At 39.8% G+C, this 15276-nt stretch carries 13 protein-coding genes; 11 read left to right on the top strand and 2 right to left on the bottom strand.

Features of this window, described 5'->3' with window-relative positions:
- Window positions 1–105: 105 nt before the first annotated feature.
- Complete coding sequence (locus tag HUW48_RS20190; protein WP_182412662.1) at window positions 106–1098, top strand: aldo/keto reductase; 993 nt, start codon at window positions 106–108, stop codon at window positions 1096–1098.
- 269 nt (window positions 1099–1367) lie between these two features.
- A complete protein-coding gene (locus HUW48_RS20185; protein WP_182412661.1) occupies window positions 1368–1565 on the top strand; it encodes a hypothetical protein in 198 nt (65 codons plus the stop codon).
- A 113-nt stretch (window positions 1566–1678) separates the two neighbouring features.
- Here the strand turns inward: HUW48_RS20185 and HUW48_RS20180 are convergent, their stop codons facing one another.
- Window positions 1679–2932 carry a M16 family metallopeptidase gene (locus tag HUW48_RS20180; protein ID WP_182412660.1) on the bottom strand — a complete coding sequence of 418 codons (1254 nt, stop codon included), beginning with the start codon at window positions 2930–2932 and terminating at the stop codon, window positions 1679–1681.
- Between the two features lie 309 nt (window positions 2933–3241).
- Here HUW48_RS20180 and HUW48_RS20175 point away from each other — a divergent pair, with 309 nt between their 5' ends.
- The 4 genes from HUW48_RS20175 to ytxJ all read left to right on the top strand — a co-directional run bounded on the left by HUW48_RS20175 (window position 3242) and on the right by ytxJ (window position 6413).
- The gene (locus HUW48_RS20175) at window positions 3242–5221 is read left to right on the top strand and encodes an alpha-ketoacid dehydrogenase subunit alpha/beta (protein ID WP_182412659.1); all 1980 of its coding nucleotides are present in this window, start codon (window positions 3242–3244) and stop codon (window positions 5219–5221) included.
- 159 nt (window positions 5222–5380) lie between these two features.
- Window positions 5381–5656, top strand: coding sequence for a hypothetical protein (locus HUW48_RS20170; protein WP_182412658.1), 276 nt, complete (start codon window positions 5381–5383; stop codon window positions 5654–5656).
- Window positions 5657–5689: 33 nt separating this feature from the next.
- Window positions 5690–6043 (top strand): hypothetical protein, encoded by a 354-nt coding sequence (locus tag HUW48_RS20165; protein WP_182412657.1) that lies wholly within the window; start codon window positions 5690–5692, stop codon window positions 6041–6043.
- Between the two features lie 28 nt (window positions 6044–6071).
- The gene (ytxJ, locus tag HUW48_RS20160; RefSeq protein ID WP_394368418.1) at window positions 6072–6413 is read left to right on the top strand and encodes a bacillithiol system redox-active protein YtxJ; all 342 of its coding nucleotides are present in this window, start codon (window positions 6072–6074) and stop codon (window positions 6411–6413) included.
- A 152-nt stretch (window positions 6414–6565) separates the two neighbouring features.
- Here the strand turns inward: ytxJ and HUW48_RS20155 are convergent, their stop codons facing one another.
- Window positions 6566–6973, bottom strand: coding sequence for an OsmC family protein (locus HUW48_RS20155; RefSeq protein ID WP_182412656.1), 408 nt, complete (start codon window positions 6971–6973; stop codon window positions 6566–6568).
- Between the two features lie 69 nt (window positions 6974–7042).
- Here HUW48_RS20155 and HUW48_RS20150 point away from each other — a divergent pair, with 69 nt between their 5' ends.
- The 5 genes from HUW48_RS20150 (at window position 7043) to HUW48_RS20130 (ending at window position 15271) form a co-directional block, all read left to right on the top strand.
- Window positions 7043–7789, top strand: coding sequence for a hypothetical protein (locus HUW48_RS20150; RefSeq protein ID WP_246343554.1), 747 nt, complete (start codon window positions 7043–7045; stop codon window positions 7787–7789).
- A gap of 381 nt (window positions 7790–8170) precedes the next feature.
- On the top strand, window positions 8171–9055 hold the full coding sequence (lipA, locus tag HUW48_RS20145) for a lipoyl synthase (RefSeq protein ID WP_182416457.1): 885 nt from the start codon (window positions 8171–8173) through the stop codon (window positions 9053–9055).
- A 248-nt stretch (window positions 9056–9303) separates the two neighbouring features.
- Window positions 9304–12273 carry an ice-binding family protein gene (locus HUW48_RS20140; RefSeq protein WP_182412655.1) on the top strand — a complete coding sequence of 990 codons (2970 nt, stop codon included), beginning with the start codon at window positions 9304–9306 and terminating at the stop codon, window positions 12271–12273.
- Between the two features lie 26 nt (window positions 12274–12299).
- On the top strand, window positions 12300–13241 hold the full coding sequence (locus HUW48_RS20135) for a PorP/SprF family type IX secretion system membrane protein (RefSeq protein WP_182412654.1): 942 nt from the start codon (window positions 12300–12302) through the stop codon (window positions 13239–13241).
- Window positions 13242–13261: 20 nt separating this feature from the next.
- On the top strand, window positions 13262–15271 hold the full coding sequence (locus tag HUW48_RS20130) for an OmpA family protein (protein WP_182412653.1): 2010 nt from the start codon (window positions 13262–13264) through the stop codon (window positions 15269–15271).
- Window positions 15272–15276: the final 5 nt, after the last annotated feature.

The following is a 15276-nucleotide window of genomic DNA, read 5'->3' as shown; positions in this document are numbered from 1 at the left end:
CTTTACTACTCGTATAAAGCACTTCTAAAATAATTTAAATAATTCAGGTAAAGCCTAAGGCTATATTTTTTATTAAAAACTAAACTTTCTATAAATTACAGAACTATGAAATACAATGAGTTAGCTGACAGTGGAGTTAAAGTATCGGCTATTACTTTTGGGGCTTGGGCTATTGGTGGCTGGATGTGGGGCGGATCTGATAAGCAAGATGCCTTAGCAGCTATAAACAAAGCTTTAGAATTGGGAATTACCAGTATTGATACTGCGCCGGTATACGGACAAGGAGTAAGCGAGGAAATTGTAGGTGAAGCACTAAAAGGCCGCCGCCACGAAGCTCAAATTTTAACCAAATACGGCATGCGTTGGGATGTTGACCGGCCCGGTGATTTTATGGCTTCGAAAGATAACAACGGAAACGATTTGAAGATTTACCGGTACGCTGGCAAAGAAAGTGTGATTTATGAATGCGAGCAAAGTTTAAGACGTCTGCAAACTGATTACATCGACTTGTATCAAATCCACTGGCCCGATGTTTCTACCCCCATCGACGAAACCATGGAAGCAGTTGCACGGTTGCTGGAGCAAGGCAAAATCCGGGCTTCGGGCGTTTGTAATTACAGTGCCGAGCAAATGCGTACTGCCGACCAAACCGTAAAGCAAGTAACCAACCAGGTACCCTACAGCATGGTAGAGCGCAAAGTAGAAGCCGACGTAGTTCCGTATTGTCTGGAACATGGACGCGGTATTCTGGCGTACAGTCCTTTGCAGCGGGGAATTTTAACCGGCAAAATTACCGACGATTACCAATTCGAAGAAGGCGATCATCGGCCTAATACCTTGCATTTTAAATCGCAAAACCGAAAAACTATTAATAATTTTCTGCAGCAAATAAAACCTATCGCCGATGGTTACGGGGTAACTTTAGCGCAATTAGTAATTAACTGGACCTTTCAACAACCCGCAATTGTAGCTGCTTTGGTAGGGGCTCGTAACCCGGAGCAGGTAGCCGAAAATGCCAAAGCCGCCAATTTTATGCTTACTCCCGACGAAATTAAACAAATAAATAATTTACTCGCTAATGTAAAAATGATTGCCTAAAAGCTGAGGATATAACTTGATAGATTGTTCTCGAATTTACAATCAGTAAGCTCAGATAAAAGGCTTAAATTGCTTGCATCTGAAAAATAAAAAAGTCTGCGGGAGGTGCTACCAAGCTCGCAGACTTTTTTATTTTAACAGGTTGTTGCTTCCTGTTTGGGATGAAAATTTAATTTGGTATTTTATTTTAAAACCTGAAATTAAAAGGATAATTTGCTCCTGCCTTCTTTCAATACAAAAGCGCCTTCTTCTCTTAATTTTTTATTTAAATGAAACGGTTTTTCCGGTTGCTGTTGAGTTGTGTTCTGGGTTTACTGGTACCGGCTGTTATTTTTCCATGGTTAGTAAAGGCAATAGTACCTGCCAAAAAGGAGGCACCGAAAGTAACCTTTACACCGGCTGCAGATACCACCCAAAAAGAAAATAAGGGATTACCTGCCCCAATTCTTAAATCAAAATCACCTTAATTTACTCTTCTAGCCATTTTGACAAACAAGGCTTTTTGCCAAAGGCAGTACTCCTGGCATTGTAAAAGTAACTACGCTTAAAAGCGGGTAAACTACTAAAGGTTTACTACGTTTTACTTGGCTATTTCTTGTGGTTTGGCCTGATAATATAAGGTAGAGCAATTAGTTGGTGCCAGTACTTCCTGGGCAGTTGCCAGAATTTTGTCGGAATTTATGGCTTGTATTAGTGCCCCTTCTTCGTTTACAAAATTTGCATTTCCTAGTAATTTGCTGTAGGCCAGATTCATTGCCCGGTTCAACAATTCAATTTCTGAGAATACAATGGAAGATTCGGCCTGGTTTTTAACTTTCGTTAATTCCTGCTCATCAATTAACTGTTGCTGTATTTGATGGGTAACAGATTCAACAGCGGCATCTGCTTCGGCTAAAGATACACCTTCGTTTAACTTACCTTGAATAACGAGTAAACCCGGCTCCATAGAACCTGTTATAGAAGCGCTAATAGAATTAAAAAGTTTTTGTTCTTTTACTAAGGCGTTGTACAGACGCGATGATTTGCCTCTACCCAAAATATCGCTGAGTAAATCAACGGCGTAGTAATTCTGGTCTAAGCGGCCTGGCATGTGGTAGGTTTTATAAAGAGCACTTAAGGGTACATCTGCTTCTACTTCTAAACGGCGCGCTTCTGTTTGCACGGGTTCCTGAGGTAATTGGCGCTGATATTTTTCACCGGAAGGAATTGGGCCAAACCATTTCTCGGCTAAAGCTTTAGCTTTATCAAAAGATACATTGCCGGCAACTATCAAAATAGCATTAATGGGCGAATAATGTTTGCGGAAGAAATTTTTAACGTCAGAGATTTGCGCATCCACAATATGGGAAATTTCTTTTCCGATAGTGGCCCATTTGTACGGGTGTTGTTGATAGGCTAAAGGACGTAATTTCAACCATACATCGCCGTAAGGTTGGTTTAGGTAATTTTGCTTAAATTCCTCTACTACCACTTTGCGCTGCACTTCTAAGCCTTGCTCCGAAAAAGCAAGGTCCAGCATACGGTCCGATTCGAGCCAAAAGCCGGTTTCGATATTAACGGCCGGCACTGTTAAATAGTAATTTGTAATATCAGGACTAGTAAAAGCATTGTTTTCACCGCCTACTTTTTGCAAAGGCTCGTCGTAGCTCGGAATATTTACCGAACCACTAAACATTAAATGTTCAAATAAATGCGCGAAGCCCGTCTGGTCTTCCGACTCATCTTTAGAACCTACATCGTACAGCACATTTAATACTGCCATAGGAGTAGAAAAATCTTCGTGCACAATTACGCGCAAACCATTATCTAAGGTAAATTCTTTAAAATTTATCACGGAATAAGAATTAATTCAAGGTTACTAAATTTCTTAATCTTAATTTCAGATTAGGATTTTGGTTTACGAAGTTAACAATAAAAAGTAAAAATTGAATTTGCTTGTTAACACGGAGAATGCTTAAAAATAGTAAAAGCTTACTATACATGTTTTGCTTAAAGTTTTTTTAATAATATGTGGTATCTAATTATATCCATGCATGCGCCAGGAATGCTTTTTATTTTTAAGGAATGCTACTGGAAAAAGTAAAATAGAAATGCAGGATGAAGCGTTTTTCTATAATTTTGATGATTACTTAGAACTTCCTGAATGAATTATAACCGTAAAGATTACTCCGACGACGATTTGCTGCATTTGTACCGTGGTATTTTATTGCCTCGCATGATTGAAGAACGCATGCTGATTTTATTGCGCCAAGGCCGCATAAGTAAATGGTTTTCGGGCATTGGTCAGGAAGCTATTTCGGTAGGAGCAACCCTGGCGCTGGACGCGGACGAATACATACTGCCCTTGCACCGGAATTTAGGTGTGTTTACTTGCCGCGAAGTTCCATTAGACCGATTATTTGCCCAATTTCAAGGTAAAACTACCGGCTTTACCAAGGGCCGGGACCGCTCTTTTCATTTTGGCTCGCAAGAACATCATATTGTAGGTATGATCTCGCATTTGGGCCCGCAACTAGCCGTAGCCGATGGAATTGCCTTAGCCGATTTACTCGAGAAAAAAAGAAAAGTAACGCTGGTATTTAGTGGCGACGGCGGAGCGAGCGAAGGTGATTTTCACGAAGCTTTAAACGTAGCAGCGGTCTGGAATTTGCCCGTAATTTTTATGATTGAAAATAACGGTTATGGTTTATCTACGCCTAATACGGAGCAATTTAAATTTAATTATTTTATTGATAAAGGTCCGGCCTATGGCATAGATACCTTGCAGATTGACGGTAATAATGTACTGGAAGTATACGATACCATACGACAAGCAGCCGCCAGTATCCGTAAAAAACCACGCCCGATATTAATTGAAGCCATGACTTTCCGGATGCGCGGGCACGAAGAAGCATCTGGTACCAAATACGTGCCGCAGGAATTATTCGAGAAATGGTCGAAAAAAGATCCGGTAGAAAATTATGAAAAATACCTGCTAGACGAGAAAGTTTTAACTGCCCGTTTGTTGGCTGCCACCCGCGATGAATTTAAAGCTAGCATTGAACAAGGATTAGAAGCAGCCTTTGCCACTCCTATGCCTACTGCCGATATAGCCGGGGAATTAGCCGATGTATATGCACCTTATCAGCAAATAATAGAAGAACCTGAATCAGAACAGCAGTCCGAAAAACGGTACGTGGATGCGATAACGGATGGCTTGCGCCAAAGCTTAGAGAAATATCCCGAATTGGTAATAATGGGCCAGGATATTGCCGAATACGGTGGGGTTTTTAAAGTAACCGAAGGATTAGTAGAGCAATTTGGCAAAGACCGCATCCGGAATACGCCGCTTTGCGAATCGGCTATTATGGGTATTGGATTAGGTTTATCAGTTAAAGAAAAAAAGTCGGTAATTGAAATGCAGTTTGCCGATTTTGTGAGCTGCGCCTTTAACCAGATTGTGAACAATTTAGCCAAGTCGCATTACCGGTGGGGGCAAAATGCCGATGTAGTAATCCGGATGCCGACTGGAGCTGGTACTGCGGCCGGTCCTTTCCATTCGCAGTCGAACGAAGCCTGGTTCTTTCATACTCCGGGTTTAAAAATTGTGTATCCGTCTACCCCGTACGATGCCAAAGGTTTGTTAAACGCCGCCATTGCTGATCCTAACCCAGTTCTATACTTTGAACATAAATTACTGTACCGGTCTGTTTCAAATCTTATTCCGGATGATTACTATACCATTGAAATCGGGAAAGCCAGGTTAGTTACCGAAGGGACTGATTTTTCTATAATTACCTACGGCATGGGGGTACACTGGGCAAGCCAGTTATTGCAAACCATGCCCGATGTAAAAGCCGATATTTTAGATTTGAGGACTTTGTTACCCTGGGATCAGGAGGCGGTTCGTGCTACGGTACAAAAAAACGGCCGGGTATTAATTATACACGAAGACACCATAACAGGTGGAGTAGGTGCCGAGATTAGTGCCTGGATTTCAGAGAATTGTTTTCAATATTTAGATAGCCCGGTTATACGAGTGGGTAGCCTGGATACTCCGGTGCCGTTTTCTCCGCCCTTAGAGCAGTTGTTTTTACCCATTCAACGGTTAAAACAAAAAATAGAACAATTACTGCAGTATTAACCAACCACTTACTAAAAATATTTTTACTAAAATTAAACGGCTATCTCTTATATTCAATAACTTAGTTATTGTGGTTGATTTTAGAATAAATGGACTTATGTCTTTGATTTATATTAGGTTATTTATATATTTAGGTCAGATTCTTATTTGTAATTTATTTTGGTAATTTCATCCGCTAATTATTCCCGTATTTTTATTTTTCTCTTCTTGTTCAGCTTCGTTATACTGTCTGGCTGCAATAGTGGCAAAATTCCGTGTCCGGAACCAGGAGGTGGACGTAAGTTTACCATTTTTCGCAAAAAAGCCGATACTGCTAATCCGGGCCAGGAAGGTTTTGGCCAAAGCAAACTGGTGGGTTACGATAAAAACGGATTAATGAAGAAGAAAAGTTATAAAGGCCTTAAGCAGAAACCAAAACGCTTAAAATCAGTATAGTAGGGGTGTGTTGATGTTTTTTAGATAGCAATTATGGTTCCCGTTTCTACTCCCTTCTTTTATTTAAAAACAGCTTTTGTTTCTATCTTCTTTACTCTGATTTTTAGTTTACAGGCTTCTGCCCAGATTGCTATTACGAACGATGCGCAATTAAAAGCCGAAACCAGAAAAAGTAGACGGGAAGCTGCCCGCATAAAAGCAGATTATAAAGAATCGCATCTAAATACAAGTAATTTCACGTATAAGAAAGGAAAATCTGGCCGTAAGCAGGTAGATGTTCAGGAAGGATGGGAAAGCTATCAATTTACAAACAATGGGAATGTACTTTATACAGAACCAGGTAAATTGAAGCTAAAACATAAAGCTGACCGGAAGAAAAAGAAATAGATGTATTTAGTAACTAAAAGTAATTTACATGATTAAATGGCATACGCTTACCTCCGGGGAGCAATTAGAAAATATAAAAGCAGAATCTTTAAAACAACCGGTTATTATTTTTAAACATAGCACCTCATGTTCCATTAGTGCTACAGCTAAAAGCCGGTTAGAACGCCAATGGGACGAAGCAGGACTAGAGAACGTGAAACCGTATTATTTAGACTTACTATCGTATCGGTCTATTTCGAATCAGATTGCGGCAACTTTTGATGTTCGGCACGAATCTCCGCAATTATTATTGATTCGGGACGGCGAATGCACTTCAGATTGGTCGCACTTAGGAATTAGATTGGATGAAGTAAAAAAAGCTTTGGGATAATAAAATTATATTTCTGATATTAAATAAAGTCTTTCCATTAAGCAGCTGATTAAGAATAAATCGGTAAAATAGGAAAGACTTTATTTTGTTAATCAGTTGGTTTGCTACTATTTGGTTAACGTTTAAAAACAATGAAATTTAACAAAAAACGTTTACCAATTAAAGATTACAGTTTGTTTTAAGTCCGGATTCAGGCTAAGTGCTACCGGGCAGGTACGGGCTGCATTTTCGAGTGAGGTACGATCCATTTCAGTAAAATCGTTATTGGGCATAGTAAAGGTTAAAATAATTTCGGCAATTTGACGTGGGTTTGCAATCATTATTTTAACAATTTCTATTTGAGTACCTTCTACGTTTAACTTATGGCGGTTGGCAGTAATACCCATTATAGTAAGCATGCAAGAGCCTAGTGCTGCGGCTACCAGGTCAGTAGGCGAAAATGCTTGGCCGCGGCCATTGTTATCGGTAGGAGCATCGGTAATTAAAGTATTGCCCGAAGCTAGATGCGTAGCTTCTGTACGTAGTAGCCCCATGTATTTAGTTGTTATTGTAAGGTTCATAGCTATTATATTTTTATTTGAGGTGCGCCAAAAATTTATTTAATTGAATTAAATTAAAAGGTTATCAGAGTGCTGAAATATATTCTCTTTTGTTTTGTGCTGGGCTTGGCCGCGTTGCCATCATACGCGCAGCAAGATGATCAGTTACCCCAGAAAGAATTTGTGTATGGGGTAAATTTTAATACTAATGGCGGGCTCATTGGGGGCAGCATGATAAAATCCTCGCGTTACCTACACGATAGCTGGTTTAAATTCTGGGCTTTAGAAGTAGTAGAAGTAAAACACCCTAAAGAAAATCGGCGTTATTCGTCCAGTACTGGTAACTCCTTTATTTACGGTAAATCCAATTATTTATTTGTTTTACGTCCTGAAATTGGGCGCGAATATGTCTTTTTCCGGAAAGCTCCCGAATCAGGGGTGCAAGTAAATGGAGTAGTGGCTGCCGGCCCTTCCATTGGACTTTTAGCACCCTACTACATTGTTTACGATTATACCGATTATTCTCGCGGGCCAAATGCAGTGGCAGATTACCGGGTAGAAGCGTACAATCCGGAAATTCATACTGACTTTGAAAACCGGATTCGGGGTAGTGCTGCATTTTTTACTGGTTTAGGCGAAAGTAAATTCCGACCTGGTTTGCACGTTCGGGGGGGAGTAAACTTTGAATATGGCCGCTACCGCGAAGATGTAACAGGGGTAGAAGTAGGTTTTGTATTAGAAGCTTTTGCCAAAAAAATGGTGATTATTCCGCAAGCAGATAATGCTCAATTTTTCCCATCGTTTTATCTTACCCTGTACTACGGTCGTCGTAAATAGTAAAAAATTGTAAAATAGTCTAAGACCAGCAAGTAGTTAATCCTTAATTGCTAGTGCTTAAATTAAGCTATTGTTGTTTTCAGAAATTGAATAAGCAATTAATCTTATTCCATCTTTCCTGTTATTTCCCAGCCTCTTTTTGCTAAAATTTACTAACTAACAAATCTATCTGGCTCATAATAGCTACTAACAATATACTAGTTTAACTGTTATTTATAAAGTTAGAGTTAAAAACGGGTTAAGTTGTTTTTGGGAACCAACTTGAAAAGTTTTAACCTTATTATTTTAAAGACTTACCTTTTTATATTCCGAAGTAATGTTGCTTTTTTAAAGTGAATTTATTGCTATCGGATAAATGTTTATCTTTGTGTTATGGAAGAGATTGTAATGCTGCCGGTTATTCAACCAGCAGAACCAATAGCTAAAACCCGTAAACCAGATTGGTTACGAGTAAAATTGCCTATAGGGAAAGAGTACGCCAAAGTTCGAAACCTGGTAGACCAATATAAATTACATACAATATGCGAAAGTGGTAATTGTCCGAACATGGGCGAATGCTGGGGCGCGGGCACGGCTACTTTTATGATTTTAGGTAATGTATGTACGCGAAGCTGCTCTTTTTGCGCAGTGGCAACCGGCCGGCCTAATGAGTACGATCAGGACGAACCACGCCGGGTAGCCGAAGCTATTAAGTTAATGGGAGTGAAGCATGCGGTAATTACCTCGGTAAACCGCGATGAATTAAAAGATAGAGGTGCTAGTATTTGGCATGAAACGGTAGTGCAGGTAAAACAACTATCGCCGGAAACAACTATTGAAACCCTTATACCGGATGTAAAAGCTAACTGGGATGCCTTGATCACGATGATATCTGCGGGCCAGGAAGTAGTGAGTCATAATATGGAAACGGTAAAAGAGTTATACCGTATGGTTCGGCCGCAAGCTAAATATGAACGTAGTCTGGAGCAGATTAAACGAATTAAAGAATACGGGAAACGGACTAAATCTGGTATTATGCTGGGGGTGGGAGAAACCCGGGAACAAGTTTATCAGGCAATAGACGATTTAGTAGCGAATGGCCTTGATATTTTAACCTTAGGACAATATCTGCAACCTACTAAACGGCATTTAGAAGTAGCAGAATTTATTCATCCGGATTTATTTGCGCATTATCGCGAAGAAGGACTTAACCGCGGACTAAAATACGTAGAGTCTGGACCCTTAGTAAGATCTTCTTACCACGCCGAACGACACGTATTTATATAAGCTGTTATTTAATTTAATAAAAAGCCTCATCAGGATTCTGGTGAGGCTTTTTTGTTTTTAAAAGCATAATGAAATAACATTCTCAATATAGTATAATAAAGAGATGAACTAATCAGTATTAAAAGGTATTAATATATCAATTGAAAATATTTATTACTCAAAATATAGGAATAGTATTTGCATATCAGAGGAAATAAGAATTAAAATATAAAGATATTCTTTAGGAACAGCTGCAATGTAATTAATGTATGAAAAACTTTTTACTAATTATTTCATTTCTACTAACCACTTTTCGCCTCTGCGCCCAGCAGGCAAAAGTTCCGGATTTAAAAAATGCCCAGGATTTTGCTGTTCTTGGTCCGGCCGGAGTTTCTAATGCAGATGCAAGTGTGGTTTTCGCAGACTTGGCTGTTACTACAGGTACTTTAACCGGTTTTGACCCTGAAATTGGTCCCGGAGTAATTATTGGTACAACGGAGTTAAATACTCCTATGGCAGATGCGGTACTACAAAGCGCAAAAGAAGCTTACGACTTTGTTAAAAATCAAACAACCGAGTATACCCATGGGCCTAAATTAGGAAACGGATTTACTCCGGTTGGTGATCCTGAAGTTACAAACGGAATGATTCTGAGCCCGGGAGTTTACAGTTTCAGTGATCCTAATGTATTGCTTTCCGGTCTTTTACGGCTAGATGGCCAAAACCGGACAGATGCAGTTTTTATATTTAAAATAGAGGGGAATTTTAGCTATGAACCGGGCTCCATAATAGCCATGGAGAGAGGTGCCCAGGCGAAAAACGTATTCTTTCAAATTAATGGGGTAATAATTCCAGCCTCAACCGGCGGTATTCCTGATGCAAATGCAGTTTTGCAGGGTAACTATTTAGTAAATAATAATGGATCGGCCACCGGCGAAGCCATTCGGTTAAGCGAAGGTACCAGTGTAGAAGGCCGCATTTTAGCATTAAATGGTAGTGTCACTCTGCAGGATAATAACATTTATTTGGCAAATATTATTGAAGCAGATTTAAGTATCGAAAAAAAATCAAACCGTAATACTGTTCCTTTGGGCGAGATGGTAACTTTTACCATTACCGTAACTAATTATGGTCCACAAGAAGCCGCTAATGTAGAGGTAGTAGAAGATTTTCCTTATGCAAATTTAGAGGTTGTTGATTACAGCGCCCCCGGATCTGTGCAGGTAATTTTTGAGCCCGATAAAAAGGTGTTTCTTTTTAAGCTGGGTAGCATGAAAGTTAAGGATAAAGTAGTGGTTACTGTTACCGCCAAAGCCATTGCCCCCGCTAACGTAGTTACAAATAAAGTTGCAGTTAAAGCTGATACCCAGGATTCAAATCCCATTAAAAACAATGCAGAAGTATCCATCAGAATACCTACTGCATCGGCTAATTTGTACGTTACTAAAACCGTTAATAAAACAGTTGCTAAAGTAGGGGATATCCTTAACTATGTAGTTACGGTAGAAAACCTTGGTCCAGATAAAGCTACTAACGTAGCCTTAACCGAAACTTTTCCTATTGGTTTTCTTTCAATACTTGGAAATCCAACTGTTAATACCGGTAATTACACCCAAAACATATCCGTAGATCCCACCTCTACTTACAGTCAAAATTTATTTACCATCGGTGATTTAGGCGTAAATGAAAAAGCCATTCTAACGATTAATGCTCGAATTATTAAGAACGGTAGGATAACCAATACAGCGCAAATAACAAATAATGCTGTTCTTGATCCCACAGGTCTTAATAATAAAGCTACAGTAGTTACTGATGCCGGGGCGGTACCTTTAGTAGATTTGCAGATTATTAAAAAAGCCAGCAGTAGCACTATTACCTTAGGTAATGAAGTTACTTATACCCTTACGGCCCGGAATAATGGCCCCACTAATGCTACCGGCGTAGTAGTTACTGATGTATTAGCATCTGATCTGAAATATGTTCGCTCTTCTCCCGAAGGTCAATTTGATGCTAGTACGGGTACCTACAGCTGGATTATTGGTAGTCTAGCTGCCGGTCAGGAAACATCCATAACCTTAACCGCTCTCCCGCAAATAGCAGGTCAAATAGCAAATTCGGCCGTAATTGCAGGGAACGAATTAGATTTAATATCAGGCAATGATTTATCCGAAGTAGTTATATGCGTTGCTCCTTCTAAGCCGGTATTAGTTGCTGGTAAAAAAGAAGTTTGCGTAGGTGATATTATTACTTTTTCGGTTGATAACATAAATGGAGTAACTGGTTTTCAATACGTACTACCTGTTGGATTTACTAAAATTACAGGATCTAACAGTACTATTGTAGTTAAAGTAGATGACACTGCCAAAGCTAACTCTGAAATATCCATCAGTCCGATTAATATCAATTCGAAATGTTCGAATGGAGAGTCACAAATAGTTCAAGTAAAGGTAAACAGACCGCCTGCGTTGCCCGGCCAGATAACAAGCCCACTCGCAGTATGTGTCGGATCTGAGCAGACTTACACTATTGCTCCAGTAGCTGGAGCTGATAATTATACCTGGACTCTACCGGCAAACTGGCAAATCCGTTCTGGTCAAAATACCAATACTATTACGGTGTTAGTTGGTGCTGATTCCGGTAAAATATCGGTATTAGTTTCTAATTCCTGCGGTATTGGTGGTAGCACCGAAACAAATTCGATCACTCCCAATGCTGTTCCGGCTACTCCGGTTATTACCGATAAAAGCGGACCTTGCACTGGTTTAATGTACACCGTAACCGAAGTGCCGGGTACTACCAATTATGCTTGGACGGTTCCGGAAGGATTTACAATTACTGCTGGCCAGGGTACAACCGCCATAAAAGTTACTGCTGACCGGTTAGATCGCAATGGTACTATTACCGTTATCGCAACCAATACCGCTGGTTGCAGTAGCATAGCCGCTACTTTTAATGCTGACGCTAAAGCAGCCGATGCCAATCTTACTTTCCCAACTGCCTTTACTCCAAACGGCGACGATAAAAATGAATCCTGGATAGTAGAAAATTTAACTAAGTTTCCGGACAACGAAATTCAAATATTAAACCGTTGGGGAAATGAAGTTTTCCGGGCCAGAAATTACCAAAATAACTGGCGGGCAACTGGGCTTGGCGAGGGAACCTATTTTTATGTGCTGCGGGTAAAATTATGCGATGGAAATACCAAGCTGTACCGTGGTTATATTACAGTTGTACGTTAGACAAACCAAAATTTAGGAACAATAAAATGAAATTACGTTTATTTTGTGCGGCTATGCTTTTGTCTTTCAGTGCAATGGCTCAATATAAACCGCAGTATACCCAATATATTTTTAACGGGTTGGTTATTAATCCGGCTTATGCGGGCAGTAAAAATGTTATTAATCTAAATGCTTTTTACCGCACTCAATGGACCGGTTTAGAAGGCGCGCCTACTACTCAATCCTTTAGTGTAGATGGAGTTAACAAATCTAACCGCATTGGGATAGGAGTACAAGCCATAAACGACCGCATTGGTGCTCAGCGCCGGACTTCTGCTTCGGTGAATGGCGCAGTAAAATTGAATGTTTCGGAAAGTGGCGTTTTAAGTGTAGGAATAGCTGCTGGGGCTTCGCAGTTTAGAGTAGACCGAAACAAACTTACTACTACTGATCCAAACGATCCTACCATTGATAATGTTGAAACGAATCTGATTCAACCGGATTTAAAATTGGGAGTTTACTTCCACACGGATAGGTTTTTTCTGGGAATATCAGCTACCGACTTGATCGGAATGAAACAGGAAAATGCTTTTAATCCTGAACGTAGCTATTTTCTTACAACAGGTTATGTTTTTGATTTAGGTGAGCATTTAAAGTTTAAGCCATCTATTCTGATGAAAGAAAATTTTCATGGCCCAACGAACCTCGACGTAAATGCTTTTTTATTGATTGAAAACCGCATTTGGCTGGGTGGTACGTACCGCACAGCAGCAAATATTTTTAAAAATAATTTTGAAGCATCTGACCTGGCTAATAAAGATGCCGTGTCTGCCATTGGCGAAGTGTTTTTATCTCCAAAATTGCGGTTAGGTTATTCTTACGATTTTACCCTGACGCAATTAAATAATTATAGTACGCACGAGTTTTCGCTAGGAATATTACTATTCAAAAAAGCGGAAACTAAAATGCTGACCCCTCAATATTTTTAATAATACGGCTACTGTTAATTATGAAATATAACTTTACAAAAATCGTCTTTTTAATATTGGTTGTAGTATTTAGTGGTTTAACCGGAAAGCTACAAGCTCAGTCAGCCCTCCGGAAAGCGAACCAATATTTTGATAGTTATAAATATTCTTTAGCTATTGAGGAGTATAAAAAAACTATTGAAAGAAAAGCTCCGACTCTCCCTGTTACCCAGCACCTTGCCGATGCAAACCGGCTTAGCAATCGTTCGGTAGCTGCTGAAGCGTGGTATGCCGAAGTTTTAAGATTTCCGGAAGCTGAGCCAATAAATATTCTTTATTATGCCCAGATGTTGCATACAAATGGCAAATACGAAGAAGCAAAAGTACAATACTTACAATACGCCGAGAAAGTACCAACAGAGGCCACCCAAGCTCGAAAACTAGCTGAATCCTGTGATCTTGCCGCTCAGTGGCAGAAACGTCCGCCGTTAGTAGAAGTAAAAGCCGTTTCCGAGCTAAATTCCTTAAACTCTGATTTCAGCCCCATTCCTTACAAAAATGGCATTCTTTTCACCTCTGATCGGGGTACAGCTAAACCAAGTGCAAAGAGTAAAGAAAAAGATAAAATTTATGGTTGGACGGGAAGACCTTATTTAAAATTATTTGGGAGTGTGAAGAACGGTACTACCTGGTCTAAACCAGTTCCTCTTTCCACCAATTTAAATTCTGAATTTCATAATGGTCCGGCTGCTATAGATTCTGCTAATACCACTATTTATTTTACCCGTACCAACCTGGTAAAATTAGCAAACAAGAAAGCCAATCCGGACCCAACCAGTTGGGTAGAAAACCCCTTTGCCTCCGGTTTTGTCAATCGCCTGGAAATATACTCTTCGCAAAATAACGGTGGTAAATGGTCGGAACCTAAACCTTTTACTTACAATAAAGTGGAGGAGTATTCTGTAGGGCATCCGGTATTATCACCTGATGGGAACCTTCTTTATTTTATTTCGGACATGCCAGGTGGCTTTGGTCTTACTGATATTTACTATTGCGAGCGCTTGGGAAATGGCAATTGGAGCAAACCAGTAAATGCAGGAAATACAATTAATACAAGTGGCCGGGAAATGTTTCCTTCGTTCGACCAAAAGGGTATTTTATACTTTTCATCGGATGGTCATAATGGGTTTGGGGGTTTAGATATATTTTCAGCAACCGGAGAACGTTCTACCTGGTCTTCAGTATCCAATCTAATGTTGCCTATTAATTCTTCCCGCAATGATTATGGTATGCTGGTAGAGGAGAATGGCCAATCAGGTTTATTTTCTTCGGATCGGTTCAGTGAAGAAGCTACTGCTGATATTTATAGTTATTCTTTGATCCAGCAACCAGCTATTTTAGCAGTAACTACCATAGAGCGCATTGCCGGGCAAATTGGTAAAAAAAGCTTAGCACCATTAAGTAATGTGCGCCTGCGGTTAACTCAGCCTAACGGAAAAGATTCAATTGTGGCTTTTACAGATAAAAAAGGAGAATATTACTTTAAAGTTTTTAAAGGAAATACTTATTCTTTGGTGGGAAGTAAGCCATCTTTCTTAACCCAGCCCGCTACAGTTCAGGTGCCGGACAATGCATTGGATACGGTAAAAACTACTTTAGTTTTCGATCGCATTCAAACGAATATAGCAATTGCTCTGGCTAATATTTATTTTGACTTAAATAAGTGGGAAATCCGTTCGGATGCAGCTTTAGAGTTAGACAAGTTAGCTGTAACGTTATTGGCCAATCCTAAAGTGAAGATTGAAATGGGATCACATTGCGATAGTCGGGAGGGTAATGGTTATAATCAATTGTTATCAGATTTAAGAGCCGAAGCCACCGTTAATTATCTTGTTTCGAAGGGTGTATCCCGTGATCGTTTAACTGCTCGCGGATATGGAGAGACGCAATTAGTAAACCGTTGTGCGGATAATGTGCCATGTTCCGAGGTGGAGCACCAATTGAATCGTAGAACTACCTTTAAAATACAGAAGACATTAGCTTCCAAGTGATAAAT

The sequence above is a fragment of the Adhaeribacter radiodurans genome, from assembly GCF_014075995.1.
Classification (GTDB): Bacteria; Bacteroidota; Bacteroidia; order Cytophagales; family Hymenobacteraceae; genus Adhaeribacter; species Adhaeribacter radiodurans.
The sequence above is the reverse complement of the archived record's forward strand: the minus strand, read 5'-3'. Positions and strand labels throughout refer to the sequence as shown.

Excerpts from the sequence above, each read along its gene's own strand:
- HUW48_RS20140 (WP_182412655.1), top strand. The coding sequence starts at position 9,304 with ATGAAAAACTTTTTACTAATTATTTCATTTCTACTAACCACTTTTCGC.
- HUW48_RS20155 (WP_182412656.1), bottom strand. The coding sequence starts at position 6,973 with ATGAACCTTACAATAACAACTAAATACATGGGGCTACTACGTACAGAA.
- HUW48_RS20130 (WP_182412653.1), top strand. The coding sequence starts at position 13,262 with ATGAAATATAACTTTACAAAAATCGTCTTTTTAATATTGGTTGTAGTA.
- HUW48_RS20175 (WP_182412659.1), top strand. The coding sequence starts at position 3,242 with ATGAATTATAACCGTAAAGATTACTCCGACGACGATTTGCTGCATTTG.
- HUW48_RS20185 (WP_182412661.1), top strand. The coding sequence starts at position 1,368 with ATGAAACGGTTTTTCCGGTTGCTGTTGAGTTGTGTTCTGGGTTTACTG.
- HUW48_RS20190 (WP_182412662.1), top strand. The coding sequence starts at position 106 with ATGAAATACAATGAGTTAGCTGACAGTGGAGTTAAAGTATCGGCTATT.
- HUW48_RS20135 (WP_182412654.1), top strand. The coding sequence starts at position 12,300 with ATGAAATTACGTTTATTTTGTGCGGCTATGCTTTTGTCTTTCAGTGCA.
- HUW48_RS20165 (WP_182412657.1), top strand. The coding sequence starts at position 5,690 with ATGGTTCCCGTTTCTACTCCCTTCTTTTATTTAAAAACAGCTTTTGTT.
- ytxJ (WP_394368418.1), top strand. The coding sequence starts at position 6,072 with ATGATTAAATGGCATACGCTTACCTCCGGGGAGCAATTAGAAAATATA.